The sequence below is a fragment of the bacterium genome, from assembly GCA_035419245.1.
Lineage (GTDB): Bacteria > Zhuqueibacterota > Zhuqueibacteria > Residuimicrobiales > Residuimicrobiaceae > JAKPUX01.
The window spans coordinates 285,415-305,308 of record DAOLSP010000004.1 but is presented as its reverse complement, the minus strand read 5'-3'; the positions used below and the strand labels follow the sequence as shown (position 1 = coordinate 305,308).

The 19,894-nt window shown below is 51.4% G+C and carries 11 protein-coding genes; 1 reads left to right on the top strand and 10 read right to left on the bottom strand.

What is annotated here, in order from left to right; genetic code table 11:
- On the top strand, window positions 1-279 hold a 279-nt coding region (locus tag PLH32_08710; GenBank protein HQJ64680.1), incomplete at its 5' end, for a hypothetical protein.
- A gap of 425 nt (window positions 280-704) precedes the next feature.
- On the opposite strand, the gene PLH32_08705 is transcribed toward PLH32_08710, so the two are convergent.
- The 10 genes from PLH32_08705 to PLH32_08660 all read right to left on the bottom strand — a co-directional run bounded on the left by PLH32_08705 (window position 705) and on the right by PLH32_08660 (window position 19,881).
- Window positions 705-1,982 (bottom strand): DNA-processing protein DprA, encoded by a 1,278-nt coding sequence (locus PLH32_08705; GenBank protein HQJ64679.1) that lies wholly within the window; start codon window positions 1,980-1,982, stop codon window positions 705-707.
- Window positions 1,979-4,051 (bottom strand): RecQ family ATP-dependent DNA helicase, encoded by a 2,073-nt coding sequence (locus PLH32_08700; GenBank protein HQJ64678.1) that lies wholly within the window; start codon window positions 4,049-4,051, stop codon window positions 1,979-1,981. Before PLH32_08700 ends, PLH32_08705 begins: the two co-directional genes overlap by 4 nt.
- Before the next feature lie 346 nt (window positions 4,052-4,397).
- On the bottom strand, window positions 4,398-6,533 hold the full coding sequence (locus PLH32_08695) for a DUF262 domain-containing protein (protein ID HQJ64677.1): 2,136 nt from the start codon (window positions 6,531-6,533) through the stop codon (window positions 4,398-4,400).
- Window positions 6,534-6,635: 102 nt separating this feature from the next.
- Window positions 6,636-7,910: an IS256 family transposase gene (locus PLH32_08690; protein ID HQJ64676.1), complete on the bottom strand. Its 1,275-nt coding sequence runs from the start codon at window positions 7,908-7,910 to the stop codon at window positions 6,636-6,638.
- A 118-nt stretch (window positions 7,911-8,028) separates the two neighbouring features.
- Window positions 8,029-8,643, bottom strand: a complete 615-nt coding sequence (locus PLH32_08685) for a hypothetical protein (protein HQJ64675.1) — start codon at window positions 8,641-8,643, stop codon at window positions 8,029-8,031.
- A gap of 5 nt (window positions 8,644-8,648) precedes the next feature.
- Window positions 8,649-9,821, bottom strand: coding sequence for an ATP-binding protein (locus tag PLH32_08680; GenBank protein HQJ64674.1), 1,173 nt, complete (start codon window positions 9,819-9,821; stop codon window positions 8,649-8,651).
- Between the two features lie 85 nt (window positions 9,822-9,906).
- Window positions 9,907-11,955: a BREX system Lon protease-like protein BrxL gene (gene brxL / locus PLH32_08675; GenBank protein HQJ64673.1), complete on the bottom strand. Its 2,049-nt coding sequence runs from the start codon at window positions 11,953-11,955 to the stop codon at window positions 9,907-9,909.
- Between the two features lies 1 nt (window position 11,956).
- Window positions 11,957-14,287, bottom strand: a complete 2,331-nt coding sequence (gene pglZ, locus PLH32_08670; GenBank protein ID HQJ64672.1) for a BREX-1 system phosphatase PglZ type B — start codon at window positions 14,285-14,287, stop codon at window positions 11,957-11,959.
- A gap of 602 nt (window positions 14,288-14,889) precedes the next feature.
- Window positions 14,890-15,561 (bottom strand): DUF3800 domain-containing protein, encoded by a 672-nt coding sequence (locus PLH32_08665; protein HQJ64671.1) that lies wholly within the window; start codon window positions 15,559-15,561, stop codon window positions 14,890-14,892.
- A gap of 18 nt (window positions 15,562-15,579) precedes the next feature.
- On the bottom strand, window positions 15,580-19,881 hold the full coding sequence (locus PLH32_08660) for a transposase (protein ID HQJ64670.1): 4,302 nt from the start codon (window positions 19,879-19,881) through the stop codon (window positions 15,580-15,582).
- Window positions 19,882-19,894: the final 13 nt, after the last annotated feature.

The window sequence follows — 19,894 nt, the reverse complement described above, 5'->3', positions numbered from 1 at the left end:
TCGGCCACCAGGGCGTCGGCCGGCGAGATAAAGGTATCGCTGTCGAAATCGCCGACTCAAGCGAAATTAGAAGAGAAAATAGCCCCCAAAAACCAGGCAGGCAACCATCGATCCCTCACACATACAGAGATGGTTGCTGCGGGAATCCACCGGATGCCGGGTTTCTTGGGGAGGTGTGGCTATATCCTCCTGGATAATTACAATATATTCAAGACGTTCATACAATTAAAAATTTGCCTGAAAGCAAATTTTATCATGATCTTTTTTGCTTTCAGGTAAAAATTGTCTTAAAATCATAGTATGCCCTCGAGGTTAAATTAAACAAGACCGGTCCCTCTCCTGCTTTGCGCTATTTTGGCGACCGGCTCAAGATCCCGTATTTGTATCAGGTCTGTAAAAAAGCGAATATCAATTTCATCAGAAACGACATTCGCGTTCTCTCGGCGGACCGCCTCCTTGCCGCGCTGATCTGATGCGCAGGGTTCAGCGGATATTTAATTCTCCTTTTTTAAAGGAGAAATAAGACAATATTTCTCATTGATTCAAGGAGAAAATGAAGAACCAGTTTCCTGGTTTTTCCCGCCACGCCCTCTAGCATGTCCTTTTCCCCCTGAGGAGCGGGGAAGAGGGACTGGCGACGCCGATTATTATGCCGATCAACGGTTAAAAAATCTGGATCAAGCAAGGTGGAAAGATTAGTTACACTAAAACGAAAATTCCTGCTCCGCCGGAAAATATTTGGCCGGTCTTCCTTTCTTGCGCAGCAAGTTTTCTCTTACTAGTTGCTCGAGACACTTTTTAGCTTCTTTGGCTGGCAGCCCCAACTCAGCGGCAATTTCAGCTGCAGTCCTGGGGAGCGCAGACCCTGACATTTTACCCAGAATCAACCGGTACCCTGCCCCATCCTCCTTGCCCTGCCCCAAAGACTTGAGCCTCAATACAGTGATACCCTGGTTAGCTGGATGATATTCTTCGCCAGCTTCTTCATGGACACTAATGGCAACCTCGGCTGGTTCAGCGAGTCTACTCTCTGGCGTTTGCTGCATCGTTAACAAGTCCTGTAACTCTTCTTTTGTCTGCGGTTCCGGCCAGATCAGGGCGCCCTTTTGCCGGAGGGCGCTTAATCCGGGACTGGCCTTTTCTCCGTCACGCACATAGACGGGCGCCAGATGCAATTTTTCCAATTGCTCAGTGGCGCCGGCCCAAGTGCCTCCCTTATGCAGATCCGAGTTGACGACCAGGGCTGCGTCGGAGAAGGCGTAGATCAGTTTGTTGCGCGCCATGGCTGTGCCAACATGGAATCCGGCAGATGGATCATAGGGCGATAGGAGTACCAGCTGATCATCCAGTAGGAAATTCCTGTTTTCTCTATTCAAGGCTGCCAGCTCCAAGCTGTCTGCCAAAACGCCAATCACCCGGCCGCCGTTCTCCAGAGCGCCGCGCATGGCTGCCTGATCGATCCCGCGGGCGCCACCGGAGATAATGGTCACGGACGATTGCGCAGCGAGTCGTCCAATATTTTCCGTGTAATGAATAAGGGTCTCATCCACGTGCCTGCTCCCCACTACGGCAAGACCGCCTGAATCCAGCAGCATCCTGCTGCCGCACCCATAGAAAATGGCCGGAGCGTTATCTTTGAGCCTTGATTTTATTCTTCGTGGATACTCCGCATCAGCTCGGCTGACCACCCATATCGCCCGTGCCTGCCAGTGCTCGACCGCCTGGCTGAGCTGAAATCCCCGGCCCAATAAACTTTGCAACCGTATTGGATCAACAATCTCCTTGGCCTTCTGAAGAGTGCTCTGTGCGCCCTCTGAGAGCAAGTCAGCAGGTTGCAGCCCCTCACGTTGCAGGAATTGCGCCAGTCGTTTATATTCCCCCTGGGTCAGGATCTCGTATTGCGGCGTTGTTCGCCCGACCTGCAGCGGAGATGTCAGCAGCAGGATCGCTTTGGTATTTGATGATAGGGACACGATAGTTATCCTTTACCGGCTAAAGATAATGCAAGTGGAAAGACTCTGCCGCTCCCATGCGAACGGAGCAGCCATGCGGCTACCGTCATGGTCCACCTCGAATCCACCATATCGTCGACTAATAGAACAGATGTGGATGGTACTATCTGATTAGCGAGCCCCAATGCACCATCTATGTTGCGTGCTTGTTGTACACTGTTGGCCATTTGTTTTTGTTCCGGCCGTTCTTCATCTTTTATCAGAACAGGCTGAAATGGCAGAGCAAGTGCAGCCGCCAATCGTCTGGCAAAATCCGGCACCAGATCGGGATGGCGCAGTGAAGGGATACAGGTCACCCATGCGGGAGCTGGATCAGGATTCCATTCTTCCAGCATGCGAATGCAGGCTGTAACCAATTCATCCGGAAATCTATGCAATTTGTATTTACCTTGATAGACCATTCCACCCCAGCCAGCATCGCCATATACGCTCAAGGCTCTTCCAGGTTCCGCTTGCAGCTCAAGAGGAATTGGCCCCTTGAGGCCGTAACGCCGCAAGCCGCCCGCAGGCCATTTCTTGCGCGGCTCGATGGGTAGATTTGTTCGTCGTAAAAAGTCGATGGCCTTTTGGATAAAAAGAGGATTCACTGTCCTGGGCAGGATGGGCAGGGGAGGTGGCGTCAGATGTGTGAGGTCACCATCCAGAGCCTGGATCAGATAGCCCATATGGCCGAATTCCAACTTGATATAGTCCTGCATTTGTTTTTTTTCATGATATCGCAGCCGGGTCAATCTTTCAGCGCGCTGCCAGAATGACTCATTCAATCTTGCAGCAGTCAGCTGCCATTTGCTTCCCTGCTTGACAACCGGCGCAGGGGATTCTAATGAAAGCAAGAGCAAGGTTTTCTCGATCCTACCCATACTCAAATTGACTTGTCCCATCAGGTCAGGTATGGAGAGGCCATCCGATGATCGCTCCAGTGCCTCCAAAACTGACAGCACCTCTTCCCGTGTCGGAAAGGCACTTTCAATAAAATAGTCGATGATTTCACTCTCTTCACTGCCGCTCAACAGGATCCCGTAAGCGGCTGGCAGCGCTCGTCCTGCACGTCCTACCTGCTGATAATAGGCCACGACTGAGCCTGGGGACTGATAATGGATGACAAAGGCCAAATCTGGCTTATCAAAGCCCATGCCCAGGGCGGTAGTAGCGACAAGCGCCTTGACCTGGTTTCTCAGCAGCGCTTGCTCCAGCTCTTCCCGGTCTTCAGACTCACTGGTATAATGTTGGACAGCGATTCTGCAGCTTTTCAGCCATTCGGCGACCTGGATGGCATCGCGGACAGTCAATGTGTAGATTATCCCATGTCCTGGCAGCGATGGCACTTGTTCTGCCAGCCAGGCGAGGCGTTCTGCCTGTCCTGGTAGACGGATGGTCTGCAGTGCCAAAGAAGGTCTGTTTAAATCACCGCGTGAAGCGAGCAGGTTGGGACCCAGCACATCTTTCAAATCTTCTGTCACACGATTATTGGCAGTTGCTGTAGTGGCTAGCAGGCGTAAATTCCGGGGCAGCGTACGAAGTATTCGTTCTATCATTCGATAATGGGGTCGAAAATCGTGTCCCCAATCCGAGATGCAGTGAGCCTCATCGATTACCAGAAGGCTGATCCGACCTGATATGCCAGCGAGGACCTTGTTTTGGAAGCGGATATTGGCCAACCGTTCTGGTGAAATCAGCAGGATATCCACTTCATTGCGATGGATAGCCGCTTCGACGGTCTCCCATTCGGTTTCGTTATCTGAATTTATCGTTTGCGCCTGAACACCCATCCGGGCCGCCGCGGCGATCTGATTGCGCATCAAGGATAATAAAGGCGAAATGAGCAAGGCTGGACCCATTCCGGTCTCACGGAGCATTTTCGTTGCGATAAAATAGACAAAACTTTTTCCCCAGCCGGTCTTTTGCACGATGAGCAGCCGACCGCGCCCCTCATAAACATGCCGGATCGCTTCCTCCTGGCCTTCCCTGAAAACAGCCTCAGGGTCGCCAGTACCAAGGCGAAGTAACGTGAGAGCTCGTTGTGGATAGTAATTGGTCATCCCATCATCAAAAATCTGTTGTTAGCAATTGGAATAATTATGCGAATATTTGTAGCACATAGTGATGGTTGCGATTTTCTCCTTGAATGTATCACATAATATCTCCTTCTTGCTTGGAAGAATTGGATGATTTTGTGCTCGAATTGCAAGCCGTTTTCATAAAGTCTCTCCGGCTTGTGAATGCCGGCAGTTGGAAGCTCCAGCTTCCAGAACAAAATCAGATGACGCTGCGGAAGATAAAACCGGAGCCTTGTGTACAAGAGCGCTCCCAAGCGGAGCTTGGGTGCGAGGGGGAATAAATCCCTGCGAAGTTATTTATTAATATGGTCAATGAATGCAATAATAGCTAACCTTGAAAATGAGTCTTGATATACTTGTTAAATTCACTCATAGGAATCTCTTGGGACGAATTACCACTCCGAACATAGAATTTTTCTACAAGAGCGCCATTACGATCCTTGAATTTGAGCACGATGGGTTCAGGCGATGTGGCCACCTCAATCTGACATATTTCTTCATCCTCGACCAACGGAAAAGATATTTTTATCTTTGTGGCCACAAAGCCTTTTTCAAAATGTTGATTAAGAAGGTTTCTGAGATGGAGTTCAAATTTATCTTTGTCGACATTTCCAAGCGAATGATAATCATGCTTCAACCCTAGTACCTTGCCATCATCATCAACTCCAATGAATAAGATGCCTCCTTGCGAGTTCGCAAATGCGGCAACGGTTTTCATGATAACATCTTCAAGTGCTTTATTAATTTCTCCCTGCTTTAAATCCCATCTCAACGTTGACTTGAATTCCAGTCCTTCACTTTCCCCTTCGGCGATCAGATCTTCTGTAGAAGCAGGAACCTGAGTTAACTCCGTACTAGTGATATTTTCGAGGAATGCATTCAGCTCAGCCGCAAGCATTTCTCGCCGTTTTTCCAGGAAAAACTCGTAATTTTCGATCTGCCATAATGCTTCATCTTCCGGGATGCTCTGCAGGGCTAATGAATTTGGGAAATTTTGTTTTACAGCTCTCAAATAATCTGCTGCTGATGAATCCGATTTCGTCCGATTGGCAAGCTTGGTGAGAATGGCGCGGTTGGTAAATTCCTGAGCCAGAGCATATTTAACCCGGTTTTCCCATCCATAGCCCGCTTTTTTTAGCAAGGAATATGGAAAAATATGATCGAGTTCCAATTGATATTTCTTGCCCATGGGATGATGCAAGCTGATTCCTGTTGTCAAACACACAGCATTCTTGCTTTTTAGATACCAACGTGTCATGCTAAACAATGGATGTTGGATCGCCCGACCGACAAATTCGAACGGCATGATTTCCAACCTGTTTTCATCGGCAATCACCTGCAGCAAATCATCGAATGGTTGTTTCGATTCTGCCAGGCAACGCAAGTCACGATCAAGCTTTTGCGGGAGCTGGCTGACATAGCGGGAGCGTATTTGAGAATAGTAAAACCATTTCACCATTTTTTTGATTTCCTGATCAGAAAGTGGCTTTCCCTTCTTGTCAAAACAATAGACGATTATGGGAACCAGCGCATAAACCGAATTGATTTCATCGCTATGATCGACGTATGCATGCGTCCGCATTATATTGACCACATAGTCAATAATCTGGTTTTCCAGGATATCCCATGCTGACTGAAGCACTTCCTTATTTTCACTGCCATGCAGCTTCTTCATATCAGAACCTAAATGATAGAGACAACCTAATAGAACATAGACCACAAAATCCAGATGAAAAACAAATCCATGTTTCTCTAATTCATATAGTTTGGCTTTGAACCGATCTCTTGCCTCTGGCCAATAACCGGAAATTTGGGCCAGAGCCAGTTCTGCGTCTGTTAGCGCGACACCGCTGGCATTAACCTTGTAAAAAATATCTATCGCTTCCCGAATGGTAGCTTTCACTGGAATGGTTTGTTCGGGAAATTCACGATCCAGTACACGAGTAATTGCATTAATGTTAGCATTCAGCTGCTGCAACTCAGGATAGCTAATTTCTGCACTTAAGGATTTAAATTGCTCCTGTAAAATGAATGCGTCGACTTTTTTTTGAAATACATCTGTAATGTTTTGCCAATAAGGATTATTCTCCATCTTGGTTTTCATATAATATGAAAGTTCCAGCGTCTGCAAATTCACATATAATCCCCTCGTATCATTGACAATTTCTTGGATAGTATAATAAGGTGGTATAACACCGCGAATCAACATGTAAAGCGTAGTGACGCGCTGCTGTCCATCGAGCAATAGTCGAACCGCACCCTGGTCTTTATGATATTTATGCGGCCCCTTTAATGCTGGCGGATTGGCGGTTTCCCATAAAAGCATGGTACCGGTCGGATATTCCTTGATGAGCGAATCAATAAGCTGTTTGGCATCATCCCGTTTCCATACATACTCGCGCTGGAATGCCGGAACAAAAAGTTGTTTTTCGTCAATCTTGTCCAAAATTGCCGAGATTTTCATCTTGGGACTCTCCTCAGAAATAACAACTTAATTGACATTTCACCCACTTGGATGAGATATTGTCAATAGTTGTGGATCAGAAAAAAGCATAATCCTTCAGTTTTAGGCAACATTTTTTTTAGAATCAACTTCGGAAGCCAGCTGGCCATCAATAAATTCCTCGCCAGCGGCCACATGGTGTAGCCATTCAGACCCTTTTAATTTTTTCCAGCGTTTTTCTGCTTCACAGCAAAGCTGGAAAACCATAGTCAAGGTAGCGTTTCTGGATCCACATCCTTTGGTACGACGAGTGCGCAAGCGGACTGTGGCAAAGGTCGATTCTATAGGATTAGTAGTACGGATATGAATCCAGTGAATGGCCGGAAAGCTGTAGAATGTGAATAGTTGATCAAAGTCCTTCTCCAGACACTCGACGGCTTTGGGATATTTATCGCTAAAGACGGCACCGAATTGTTTATAGGCAGAAAGAGCATCTTTATAACAGGCCGCCATATACATATCGATGATCATTGCCTTGGCATGGCTATGATGTTTTTTCGGTAACTTGTCCAAAACATTTTTGGTTTTGTGGATCCAGCACCGCTGCTGTAAGGTGCCCGGCCACACTTTATCCAAGGCTGCCCAGAAACCGAGTGCTCCATCAGCAACAGCCAGACTGGGTGGTATCTTCAGACCACGACTTTTCAGATCGACTAGCAGGCCAGTCCAGCTCAATTCGCTTTCGCGCTCACCGTCGGCAACGGCCAGAAGTTCTTTCCGGCCTTGCTCGTCGGCGCCAATAATGATTAAAATACAAGGTGTTGCATCATTCAAGCGCACATTGAAATACACCCCATCGGCCCAGATGTAAATGTATCTTTTTTGACTCAGATCGCGTCGGCACCATTGCAGAAATTGATCTTCCCATTTCTCTTTTAAACGAACCAGTGTGTTGGCCGATAAACCTTTAGCATGATCACCCAGGATGGAGGCCAATGCGGTCGGAAAATCCTGACTGGAAATGCCTTTGAGGTATAAGATCGGCAGCAAATTCTCGATCGAGGGCACCTTGCGCAGATAGGGCGGCAGAAGCCGGCTGGTGAATCGTTGTTCTCCAGTCTTTACTAACTGCCTATCGTCCAGGCGGGGTTGGCGGATACGAATCCGTCCAAGTGAGCTGAGAATCTCTCTCTCCCGGTGATGGCCATTGCGCACAACCAGCCGATGTCCAGAGCCATCCCGACGGTCTTTGTAGTTTTCAATGAACTCGGCTACTTCTGCTTCAATGGCCAATTGCAGTAGAGTTCTCGCACCCTCTTTTAAAACTGATTCAAGTTCGCTTGGGAATAGTGCATTTTCAGCTTGGAAAGGAATGCTGTGGTTTGTACATTTTGGCATAAGCGTATCCTCCTAATGGTTTGACGAGACTTTGCCGAGTTGCTGTCAAACCAAAGGATACGCTTTTTTCTTTTATAAATCCACAACATTTGAATATAACTCCACTTGGATTCTTGATTTATGAACAAAACTCAAGTAAACGAATGATAGCTCTATCCAAGCTGCTTGAATTTTGTCTAGCCATTTCCGGATTCCATTTATTAATGATGAAGGGTACCATCGCAGAGTTATATGCCGGTCCTTTATGTGCCCGATTTCTTGGCGTCAACTGTTCTCTGACCGATGCAGATCTAGATTTTGGAACTAGTTCCAGCATAATGAATAAGCTGGTTTTATATCTGATAGAGAACGATACTTCTTTCTCATTTCCTCGTACCGCTGAAAGTGGAATTTCCTCATTGGCAATTCTAAAATAATTTGAAAAACCAGAATGGTCAGCCAACAGCCAGCTCTCAGCTTCGTCTACAGCTACCCGAAATAGCATTTGAGGAGCTATAATATCTCCCCCAAACCAGCTCTGAATTTTGTTTGGCGGACACTCTCCATCTTCATCTGTCAAAACAAAAATTGGATACGATTCAGCCAACATGTTGTACCGACGGATTTGGGCCTGAATTTCACTTCCTCGTGCGGGTTCTTCGCGTAAAATCGCTGCATGTGAACAATATTGTGATATCAGTCGCTTTATAATTTCCCTTGTTGCTATATCCTCACCAACGATTATAAAGTCCATAAAGATTAATCCTCTTTCAGAAGGCTCAATTGCTCTACTTGTTTTGGTGCTACATAGGGGATGACTGCTTCAGCAGGTGAAAATCCTTTATCTAAATAGTCGCGGATTTCTTTAACTTCAGAACCAATTTGTGCCTGAGTACTCTCACTGTCAGTACGCAAAACTATTAGCTCATCGCTGCCGATTCCCTGATTATCTAATAATTCGTAGCTATGTGTGGTAATAAATACTTGACGCAAACTTTTATCTCGTTTTCGTTGAAATCGGGCAATATACTCCGCCATCTGCTTGATGATCGCCGAGTGTAAGTATAGTTCAGGTTCTTCCAATAAGAGCAGTCCTGAACCATCCAGTATTGCCCATAGAAATCCAACAAGGCGCAATGTACCATCCGAGAATTGTTTTTCCTGTTGCTTGGCACCTTTTGCACGCCAATGCTTATAAGTTGCCTGCAGATGAGGAATGCCAGTTTTTTGATCAGATACAAATTTCATTTCTTCTAGTTGTGGAACTGCAATTTTAAGGAATTGATTAATGCGATTAAAATATGACTCTCTGGTATTTGCATTCTTTTTTGCCATTGCCTCAAGCAAATTACGTCCATAAAAATCTTCCCTGCCTGATGTAAGAACATAAGAATCTGCTTCTCTTATAAGTTGCGGAACGACATGCAAATATTGAATATCTTTAAAAAAATCATATATCTCTCTGAATTTTTTGTTTGATACAGGTTGCTCCAGTAGTGTAAACTTCCAATCATCTTCTTCTATTGAATCAGTATTATGACGTTCGCCGATAATTTCCCCTTGTTTGCAGATGACCTCCTCAAGGATTAGGCCTTCACTTCTTCTTATACCGCCACCAGCATGACGAAAGCTTAAACGATATTGCCATTCAGGATGTACATCTGAAAAAGAATGGGAAAGATGTATCTCCAGGGTGGCATTAGAATCCTGACGAGCAGACAAACAGCGGATCTTTGCCACACCACCTCTTCTTGCAACGGCATATTGAAAACCTCCTGCTTGTTTGACAATATCACGCATAAATCTGATAGCATCTAACAAATTGGATTTTCCTGATGCATTTGGACCCACAATGAATGCTCTCTCCCGAAATGGGAGTTCAAGATCCTGGAAATTTTTCCAGTTTTTCAAAATAATCTTAGTCATTAACATGATACACCTCGCTATTTTATAAAAGATAATTTCGTTCTATCTTTTAAATGTTGAATCGCAGGCCAAGATAATACGGAGTAAAAAATTAATCCATTACCGCCTTCAGCAGCGCATCGGCCGCGTCGGCATAGAACTCGATATTGATGCGTGTGGCCAGCTCATCCGGCAATTCGAACAGCTGCTTGCGGGAGGAGATCGGCATCAGCAGACCGGTCGCTTTCTTGTCCACCGCCAGCTCGGCCAACGCCACCGGATTGGCGATCATCTCCACCGAGCCGCCCAGATTCAAGGCGCCGACAATGATCAATCCGCCCTTGACGCTACGTTCGATGAGACTGCCGCAGAGCGCGATCAACACCGGCAGCCCCAGGCCATTCCCGGACCGGTCCATGTCCATGGCGCGCATCTGCACGGAGAATTCATGGCCGCGGGGATCGCGATCCCCCACCAGCTGCCGCGACCGCGTATAGAGATTCTGCTCGCCAAAGCGGACGCTCTCGCGAAAGGCCGGCGGGATCGGCGCATTCAGTATCTTGACGCCGCTGCCGGGACCCGAGGTGACTTCAATGCGATAGAGCGCCGGCGCGCTGTCGGGTCCACCCGGCGAGATCGCCCACACCTGCCCGGGCGGCAGGGGATCAGCGTCTATGGCTTCATCGCTGTGCAGCTCGGGCGTCGAGACAAACTGCTCGATGCCCTCCACGCCCATGAAATAACTGAAATGGGTGTTGCGGAACTCGGTCTTGAGGCAGCGCTTCTGCTGCTCCTTGACCCGGCGCCGGGCCTCCAGGGCGACCCGGATGACGGACTCTAAATCCTGATCAGAAATCGGCATCTCCGGGTCGGGATGCAGCAGCTTGATCAGTCCACTGATGGATTTGTTGACCGCCTCGATATCGCGGCCGCTCAAGGCGCCGCCCCAGTTGGCCCGTCCCTGCAGCGCCGGCAACCGGCTGATATCCCTCAGCCTGGTCCAGCACTCCGAGAGATAATCGCTGACCAGGCCGAAATGATCGGTCAAGTGTTCGTGCGGATTCAGCTTGGGGAAATCCCAGCCCGGCGCATAGGCATGAAGCCGGTCCATGAAAGCGGTGTCGTCGCGCATCTCTTCGGGCAGGGGCGACAACAGGTGGCCGATACGCTGCTGCTGCTCGACATCGACGTCAAAATTGCCGACCATGACCATGCTGCCGGAGGCGCGGATGCTCTCCTTGCCGCGGGAAAATTCGCCCGAGGCCATGTAGCCCTTCATGATGTTGACGCCCTCCTTGGTATCGAAGGAGATGCCGGAGATTTCGTCGAAACAGACCACATCGTAGAGGCAGACCAGTCCACGCTGGCCACTGGCATTGTTGACAAACATCTTGGCCACCGTGGCTTTGCCGCCGGAGATGAGATGGGAATAGGGCGAAATCTGCTGATAGATATGGCTTTTGCCCGTGCCGCGCGGTCCCAGTTCGACCAGATTATAATTGCGCTCGACGAACGGGATCATGCGCAAAAAGACCACCCATTTCGCCCTCTCGCTCAACGCCTCCGGCTCCAGGCCAATTGAACGGATGAGCAGGTTTTTCCATTCTTCGGTTGAAAAGGAGCGCCGCGCGCGGAAAAGCAGATCCAGCACATCCGATTTGCTCAACTGGATGGCGCGCAGCGAATCGATGGCAAAGGGCCGGCCGTACTGCTCCTGGGCGATGGTGGCGTCGTAGGAGAGCGTGACCTCCGCATAAAAACCGTCGGTGAGCATGCGCTCGTGTTCGTGCACCAGCCGGTCGCTGATGCGCACGTCGCGCAGAGTCAGACTGGGCAGCTCGGCCACATAGCTGTCGGTTTTCGCATCGAGACGGGCGCGCACAATGTCGATCAGCTTCACCGACCCTTTCTCCCGCGCCCACGACTGAAACAATCCCTCCTGGCCGGTGCGCACGGTGCGATCCTTGAGCTGCCGCTCGACGATCTGCAATCCCTCTTCGATTTCATGTTCATTCACCGTGGCGCAATAGCGTCCCAGGAGGAACTCGACCACATAGGTCGGCACCGGGTACTGGCGGCTGTACTTGCGCACCAGGTCCTTGCGCACCAGATAGCCATCAAAGGCGGCTGCGGCTTTTTGATCCAATACATCGAGTTCCATGCTACTCTTTTCCTCCAACCGTAGTAATTTGTTTGGCCAGGAGGACCCCGGCCTGGTCGCTGATCACCAGACTCACTACAGTGCCATCCAGATTATCGTCCGGCACCAGCAGCGCGACGCTGCCCTGTGGATCGAACTCTTTCGCGGTGGTGATGGATGAAGCGGGATCATTGGGCTTGGTGCGCAAATCGGCCTGAACATCCTGCACCGGATCGATCTGCACCCGACACCTCATGCCCGTCCATTGCACGCTTCTGATGGCGACGGTTTTAGGCGCGCTGCTGCAGACGCCCTGAATGGTCATCTCCGGAATCAGGCACTCCTGCAGGCTTATTCCGCCATGGGCGTACTCGTGTCCTTTTCCAAAGCAGTGGATATCCGGCGCATAGGCAAAGTGCTCATTGTTGTTCCAGTGCCAGGGCGCGGTGGGCATCTCCACATGCGCGCTCTCCCTGACGGCCGCACAACGCGCCCAGCGGCTGGCGACCAGATATTTGGGCAGATCCACTTTGGGAAAACCGCCAGGAACCAGCAGCCAGCCGTGATCGGTAACCAGGTGGATGCGCTCCCAGCCGGCCCGAAGCAACTCCTGGATGCGTCCGGCCAACAATGCAAGCTGTTCCTCGATGTGATGGGCCATGACGGCGCCAAGATCATGGCCGAGCCGGTCGAATTGTCCCCATTCGGTCCATGCGGAGGAGGCGGACCCGGGTTCGCCGGTCTCGCCATTCTCGAGGAACTGAATCCCTTGTTCCGTCAGCGCCTTTTTAAAACGTTCATGATTCAAGGCTTGCCCGGAGGCGGTGAAAACGGGATTGAACTCTTCGTCCATGCCCTTGCCAATTAAAGCCGCAGCGACGGGCGAGACCGCCGGCTTGGCTGTGGCGGTCACCGTGGGCAAGGCGGACCAACGACTGGTCAATGCGACGGTACAGTCCCGCCCCTGCAGCAGCTCCTGCAAACGCAGGGCGAGATCGAAACGCAGTCCATCGCAAAAGAGCCAGCAGCTCTTCTCGCTGGTAACCGCCGGTGCTGCGAAGGGGAGTGGATGAGATTGAACCACTTTCTGGAAATGGGCGGCGCATTTTTCCAGCCAGGGCAGATAGAGCGCGCGAATGGCGGCGGCCACCGCTTTCCGGTCTTCACCGCTGGTAACCGCGGTCATCGCCTGCCAGACCGCGCGATCGGCGGATTGACCGCTTTCCATATAGCCCCGGGCCATTTCGTCCGGTGTGGCGCCGCCGATCACTGTGGCCGTCTCCCGGGACAGAAGCACCAGATGGTGCAGGGTCAGCGCCAGATTCGCTTCACCCAACTGTGCCCAGATCCACGAACGCCGGATGCTGTGTTGCTCCTCCAGTGAGGTGATCTGCTGACGTGTCTGTTCTTCATTCAAGCTGCTCATGGCCAGCAAGGCCTGACGAAGGCTGTTCTCTTCCTTTTCATTTTCATCCGGCCACGGTTCCTTGTCGAAGAGGAGCTGTCCGGCCGGTTTGGCGCGGCGCAGCTGCGTGTACAGGTTGCTGTACAAGCCGGGGGCTTCCTTGACGCGCTGCCAGACACCGCGCCAGCTCTCCTCGGCCTGTAGTCCCAGTTTTTCCGCCGCGGCCAGTGCACCCTCTTTTTCCGGATCAAAACCATAATCGACTCTGCAGCGCGAACAAAAAGCGGTCCACCGGGAGGCATCCCAGGATTCACGGATTTTCTGCGGCTGTTCGAGCCAGGTCAGGAGATCGCGCGGTGTATCCAGAACCATGAGTTTGTCGAAATCCTCGGCTTCCAGTTTCTTGCCGGCAAGGCGGGAGAGCGGAGTGATGGCCAGATGTTCCAGGGCGCCCAGCATCGCCTGACGGGTTTGGCGATCGCGGCTGAGTTCGAGGCCCAGGCCCTCTTCGGAGACCATAAAGGCCTCCACGGACCAGTCGCGGCCGTTGCGCTGCATCCAGACCGCGCCGCGATACTGCAGCTCCACCAGGGGTTTGAGTGCATCGGGACACGCTTCGCCGGCGCGCAGGGTCTGGCGGCTGACCCCAGGCAGGTAGAGGATCGGCGTCTGGTCAGCCGGCAGACTCGAGTCCTCCAGCGTGCGATCCACAACGCAGCGCAGCCAGATAGCGGGACCGGTGCGCTTTTCCGGGTCATACTTGCCCAGGATATAGAGCTGGGGCAGATAGGGAAAAAGCAGGGAGGCACAAGCCGTCCATTCGCCCTCCGGATCGCACCAGAGCAGAGCGGCCGGGGCGACAGCGTCGCCGGGCGCAGAGCGACCGGCCTGTTCCAGCGACTTGCGCACGGCCTCGAGCAGGGTGGTGTGGGATGTCAGGACAGACATTTGTTTCCAGTCTTTTGTTTATCTCTTCAAATTAGCGCGCATAATGACTTAATATTATTATAAACATCTATTAAAAACAGCAGATTAATTCTTGACATTGTACTCCAAATTTTGCATATTTGATCAATCCAGTTTCTGGAGGTGGAAGGTGCAAACCTTCGGGGCCCGCAAGGGCCTTTTTTTTATTCAGGGCAACCATTTCAGCCTACAGCCTTTGATGCGGAGCTCTTGCGCATGGGGAAATGTTACCCACTGAAAGTAAAGGCTTTTGCAACTAATTGCAACTAATTACAACTAATTTGCTCAAGACCGACCTGGTTTATCACAATATTTAACAGTATTTTGCAATGAATTAATATTTGACGTTAATTGCAACTAATTGTTTTTTGTTGATAAAAAATTATCATAATGATTATTATTCAATTAGGTTGTTTTATTACAACCAGATCACTTTTTAAGTAATTTTGGAAAAAATAAGTGCTTCTCTTTTTTGTTGCTTTTCTGCATTTATTAAGATATATTTCAATACACGGTGTAAAAGGTTCCGCTCTGATGATAAGAACCCAAGGGGTTCTTCTTCGGATAGTCAGAGCGGTCACTTTTTAATAGTACAATGTCTTTCCGCTTGCAAAAACATCAAATTCGCTTGCTACAGCGCCTCGAATCAATCTATAGCTTCGTTCATCCTTCCGCTCCCACTTGCGAAAAATAGCCCAATTAAAATAATCAACAATCTGAAGATTTAAATCAGATTTGGACGAATAATGTTGGATCGTATAAAAACCTTTCACTTTTCCAGCATAGCTGGCTATAAATGTTTTTATCGCTTTTTGTACTTCTGACTTTTTCTTATTGACTGGGATCTCATCGGTCAAGATAAATATTCTGCTGAATCTTCCCCGATAACGATGAAAAATATAATTCAGGAGTATTTGGAATACTTTCTGGTAAAACAAGTGATGTTCTCGCAATGATGGATTTGTTTTTCTTTTATCCACAATGATGGAGTCTATATTGAATTCCTGTAACTGAGTAGCGAGAATCTCAAAGACTCTATCACGAGTACGCTGAGAGTCAGTGGTTGCATGGAAATATTCAAAATCAATCCCTTCCTCCCACAAATCGTACTTGAGATTCAGCAACGGCAAATTCGTCGAAAATGGCCGTATTCGTGATAACGCTGTGAGTGTAAAATAGGCTGTTCCTGTGTTTGAAAAATCGAGGTTCCCTCCTTCATCAATAAATATGTAGAGATTATTTCCATCCATTGGCATTACCATCTTTAAAATTATTTACAGTGACACTTTTTCCCGCGCTGCCCGCTTTTGCCGAATGGTCAGATGCACCTCATTGACGCGGTTGCCGGTGAAAACGCCGTTTTCCCAGAACCAGGGGTATTCCTCCTGCGGCCGCAGCGGCTCCCTGCCGCGGTCTTTTTCCCATTTGATATTCGGCTGCCAGCGCAGGATGCCCGCACCTTTGCGGCCGTTGGGCAGATCGCTGGCCAGGAAAGGCCGGATGTTGAGACGCACGCCGTCGTTGATGTCCGGCTCCCAGCCGATGGGCTGCTGCGACAGCGGCTTCCAGCGCACGAAAATATCAAACGGCGGTTCGCCCGCGAGGATTTTTATGAGCCGGTTCTGCAGCTCTGTGGCCGCGGCCAGGCGGTCGTCGGCGCCGGACTCACCGCGGCGCACGCCGTCCTTTTGCCGGTTGATCCAGTCGCCGAGATAGCTGTAGGTCAGGTTCTCCAGCATCTTTCTGCCCCGGCCCTCGCCCTCAGCCAGTTTGTGATAGTTGATCAGGGCGTGGAAGCCGTCGCGGCGGCGGCCGTCCCAGATGTGCCAGATGAAAGGACGGTGGTGAAAAAGCTTGCAGTGCTGCTCAAAGAATTCATCGCGCAGCCAGGCGTCCAGTGAAGGGATGGCGGCGGTAGAAGCGGGCGCTTTGCCGGCGCCAGCCAGGGCGGCGCGGACGAGTTCGCGCTCGCTGTTTTCGTTCCAGGCTGCGCCAAAGGCTTTTTTCAGCAGCAGCCGCAGGCGTTCGACCGCGGGCTCTTCGCCACGGACCGAGGGAATGCAGGCGATACCGTCTTCGTCGGCCAGAGGGAGCAGCTCCTCGCACTGCTGCACCAGCCGGCGCGATTCCTGAGAAAGGCGCATGGCCGGGTCGAGTTCGGCGGGCCAGCGATAGCCCATGAGCCGGGCGACGGCGACCTGCAGTAGGCTGGAGCTTCCAGCTCCAGCGCCGGAGCTGGAAGCTCCGGCTACCGCTTCCGGCTCGGCGACGCGCAGGAACGGATGGCCGTGAAAGAGCCACTGGGTGGGGTCGTTGCTGTAGGGTTCGGGCAGGCCGTCGGGATAGCGCTCGGCCGCAACTTTTTGCCAGCGCTCCAGGTCAAAAGGAACTTTGACCAGGGTGGCATTCGTGACGTTGAGCTTCTGGTCGATCTTGCGCACTTCTTTACTGTATTCCGGCGAGGAGCAAAAGCACCAGATGGCGGGGAGATGTTTATTATCTGCAGTAACAAGCGCAACGACATTTGTATCCGTTGGTTCACCTGTGTATAGAGTGCAATGCAATTCTCTCATCGCACTAATGGCTATTCCAGTCTTGCCCCATCCTGAAGAACCTCTAATATACGCATTACCACTATCAACTGCTTTCCTAAAATCGTGATTCATCCAGAGAACAAGTTGTCGACCTCCAAAATATATGGTACTTTCTACAGTACTTTGCCAAAATTTAAAATCACCCGATAAGTTACAAATCTCCCAAAAATATCTTCCATAATGAGGAAAATCAGCTGGCGATATTCCTTGGTATGCACTGCCATAATTCTGAAGTAGTAAAAGATTTGAGACTATTTCTAATGTCACACGCGCATCCGGATTCCCCAACTGCCCCGCCTGGCTGACGCAGATCACCTCCTCCGCCAGCAGCCTCTGCGCCTTGTCGGCCGCGTTCCTGCCGGCCGAGACATCCAGCCCCGCCAGCTCATGCGTCTCCTCCGCCAGACGATTGGTCAGGGAAAACATTGCAGTAAAAGCACCCGCAGCTTGGGAACTCTGAAAACCCCCTTCGCCGAGTTTCGCCACCCAGTCCCACTGCACCTGCTTGAGCAACTTTTCCCGCAGTTTGGCGTAAGAGCCGAGAAAGAGCCAGTTCTGCGGGGTCACCAGAGTCGCGGTTCCGCCGGGGAGACAGAAATCGCGGCAGCGCTCGACAAAGGCTGTGGCCAGATCCTGTTTGGCCGCCGGATAATGGGTCTCAATAAAAGTCCGCAGCACCTCGTCCTGCTTGCCGCGCGCCAGATAGGGCACATTGGTAGCCACCAGATGGTAGCGCTCGCCGAGAAGGCGGTAAGCGGTGGTTAACCCCCTGGCGGTCACGCCCAGCTCTTCGGCGCCGTAATCGCGGCCGCCGGCCGCCTCCAGGCCTTGCTCCACCAGCGCCGTCACTGCGCCGAGATCATCTTTGTGAAACGTCTTAACCTGCTGCCGCGGATCGATCAGGCTGCCATAGGTGACGGCGTTGTCAAAAAGTTTGTACAGCTCATTCATTAAATAGCCGTGCTGCGGCGCCAGGGCTTTCCACTCCGCCTGTGAGACGCCGATCTCGAGCCCGCAGCAGGCGATGTTCAGCTGCGGCAGGGGCTGCGTTACCGCATCCGGAGCGAGCTTCCAGGCGGCCAGGGCGAGATTGAACGCCGCCAGCTGGGTGCAGCGCGGATCGATCTCCAGGCCGTAGAGGTTATCGCGCAGCACCGCGTGCGCCGCCGCGGACTTGTCAAGCTCTTCTTCATCCATGCGCATGGCCACCAGCCGGTCAAAAAGCGCAACCAGAAAATGGCCGGAACCGCAGCAGGGATCCAGGCATTTCAGCTCCGCGGCAGCCTGCGGCCACTGCGAGAAATCGCCGGCCATGGGTGCCCAGGCCGTAGCCGAAGCCTCGGTCGTAGCCGGAGCTCCCGTCGTAGCCGGAGCTTCCAGCTCCGGAATTGTAACCGGATTTTGCATAGTAGACGGAGCTTCCAACTCTGGATTCTCTACTCGCCAACGCAACGCCATGATCCCTGCTTTATCCGGATTCCGCCAAACATATTCTACCTGAGAATGGTACTCTTTTTCCGTGCGAATGATATGGTCATACGATTCATGCTGCCAGAACGCGCCGCTGCGTTGCAGCAGTTCATTGGCTTTATTGGAGGTGAACGATTTCCAGCTGTGGGTAATTTTTTCAAGGGCGCATCCCGGCTGCGTTTCCACAATCACATGCACATGATTGGGCATGATGCACCAGGCGTGAAGACGATAGCGCTCGCCATCAAAATGCTGCAGCGCGTTTTTGACCAGTTCCGCAATCTCCGGTTTTTTCAAATAACAGGCGCCGTGTCCTGCATCCAGAAAAGATTCGATTTTTTTTGAGTACAGGTCGTTGAGCCGCCTCTGCTCATCTTCGGACAGTTCTCGCCCTAATTGCTCGGCGGTCTTGACGATATTCAGGCGTTCTTCTCTCCATTCATCAAGTCTGGATTGCGGCAGTGAATCGGCCAATCGGAAGGAGATGTGGTAAATAGCCTGTTGGCAGGTCCAGTGGGGCAGTTTGTCGCCGTGGCGAATTTTCAGCGTGGACCAGTCTGGGGAGGACATGTAGCCGGAGCTTCTAGCTCCGGAAACTATTTCACCAGAGCTGGAAACTTTGGCTACGTCATAAGCTCTGGCTATGGCAGACGGTGGTAGCCCGGAGCTTCCAGCTCCGGGAACTATTTCACCAGAGCTGGAAGCTCTGGCTACGGGAATAAATCGCAAATAATTCAACGGCATGCCGGGAAGAGCCGCTTTTTGCCGCAGCTCCGCCTCGCTGCGGCCGGATTGCAGGTCACTTTGCGTCAAATGCCGACTTGCCCACCAGGCACCGAGGGTGTTGTCGAGCATGAAATCGACCATGTAATCCTCGGTGAAGAGCTGGGTCACGGAAGGCAGTTCGTCCGCGCCGACCTTGTCGTTGCTCTCGTTCACCTCCTGCTTGCGTTTGGTCTGCCAGAACTGGTAGACCCAGCCGATGGCGTCATTGGCCTGGAAAATCTCCGCATTCAAGCCCGCAAGCAGCTGCTCCAGCTTTAACTGAAACTCACGCGGCAGCGGCACCTGCAGCAGCGGATCATCGGGCCGAAAGATCTGCGGCAGCATGTGCTGCGCCAGCAGACTGGCCAGCTGCCATTTGTCGCCAGAACCCTGCTTGGCCAGCTCCTCGCACTCTTCCAGGGTGATGGCCACGCCCATCTCGGGGTGGAGCAGCAGATGGTTTTCAGCCAGGCAGCGGGCAAAGAGCATGCGGTGCCAGTGTTCATAGGCGCAGGCGCTGATCAGATGCGGCATGGCCCGGCCTGTTAGTGCGTCGCCGAGCTGACGGCCGCGGGCGCGCAAGTGGGTGCGCAGCCGGCGCTGCTCCTCGTTCATGTGATTGTAGGGTTTGGCCTCGTGCACGGCCAGCGATTCCAACGCGAGCCGGGCGCCCTCTTCGGCGACCTCGCGCGCCTGGATGACGGTGTTTTCCAGCTTTCGGCGTTGTTCAGAAGTAATGGATGGCATGGCGTAGCGGCTT

Bases quoted from the DNA above. Each gene is read 5' to 3' on its own strand.
- PLH32_08700 (HQJ64678.1), bottom strand. From the start codon at position 4,051: ATGACCAATTACTATCCACAACGAGCTCTCACGTTACTTCGCCTTGGT.
- PLH32_08695 (HQJ64677.1), bottom strand. From the start codon at position 6,533: ATGAAAATCTCGGCAATTTTGGACAAGATTGACGAAAAACAACTTTTT.
- PLH32_08690 (HQJ64676.1), bottom strand. From the start codon at position 7,910: ATGCCAAAATGTACAAACCACAGCATTCCTTTCCAAGCTGAAAATGCA.
- PLH32_08685 (HQJ64675.1), bottom strand. From the start codon at position 8,643: ATGGACTTTATAATCGTTGGTGAGGATATAGCAACAAGGGAAATTATA.
- PLH32_08680 (HQJ64674.1), bottom strand. From the start codon at position 9,821: ATGTTAATGACTAAGATTATTTTGAAAAACTGGAAAAATTTCCAGGAT.
- brxL (HQJ64673.1), bottom strand. From the start codon at position 11,955: ATGGAACTCGATGTATTGGATCAAAAAGCCGCAGCCGCCTTTGATGGC.
- pglZ (HQJ64672.1), bottom strand. From the start codon at position 14,287: ATGTCTGTCCTGACATCCCACACCACCCTGCTCGAGGCCGTGCGCAAG.
- PLH32_08665 (HQJ64671.1), bottom strand. From the start codon at position 15,561: ATGCCAATGGATGGAAATAATCTCTACATATTTATTGATGAAGGAGGG.
- PLH32_08660 (HQJ64670.1), bottom strand. From the start codon at position 19,881: ATGCCATCCATTACTTCTGAACAACGCCGAAAGCTGGAAAACACCGTC.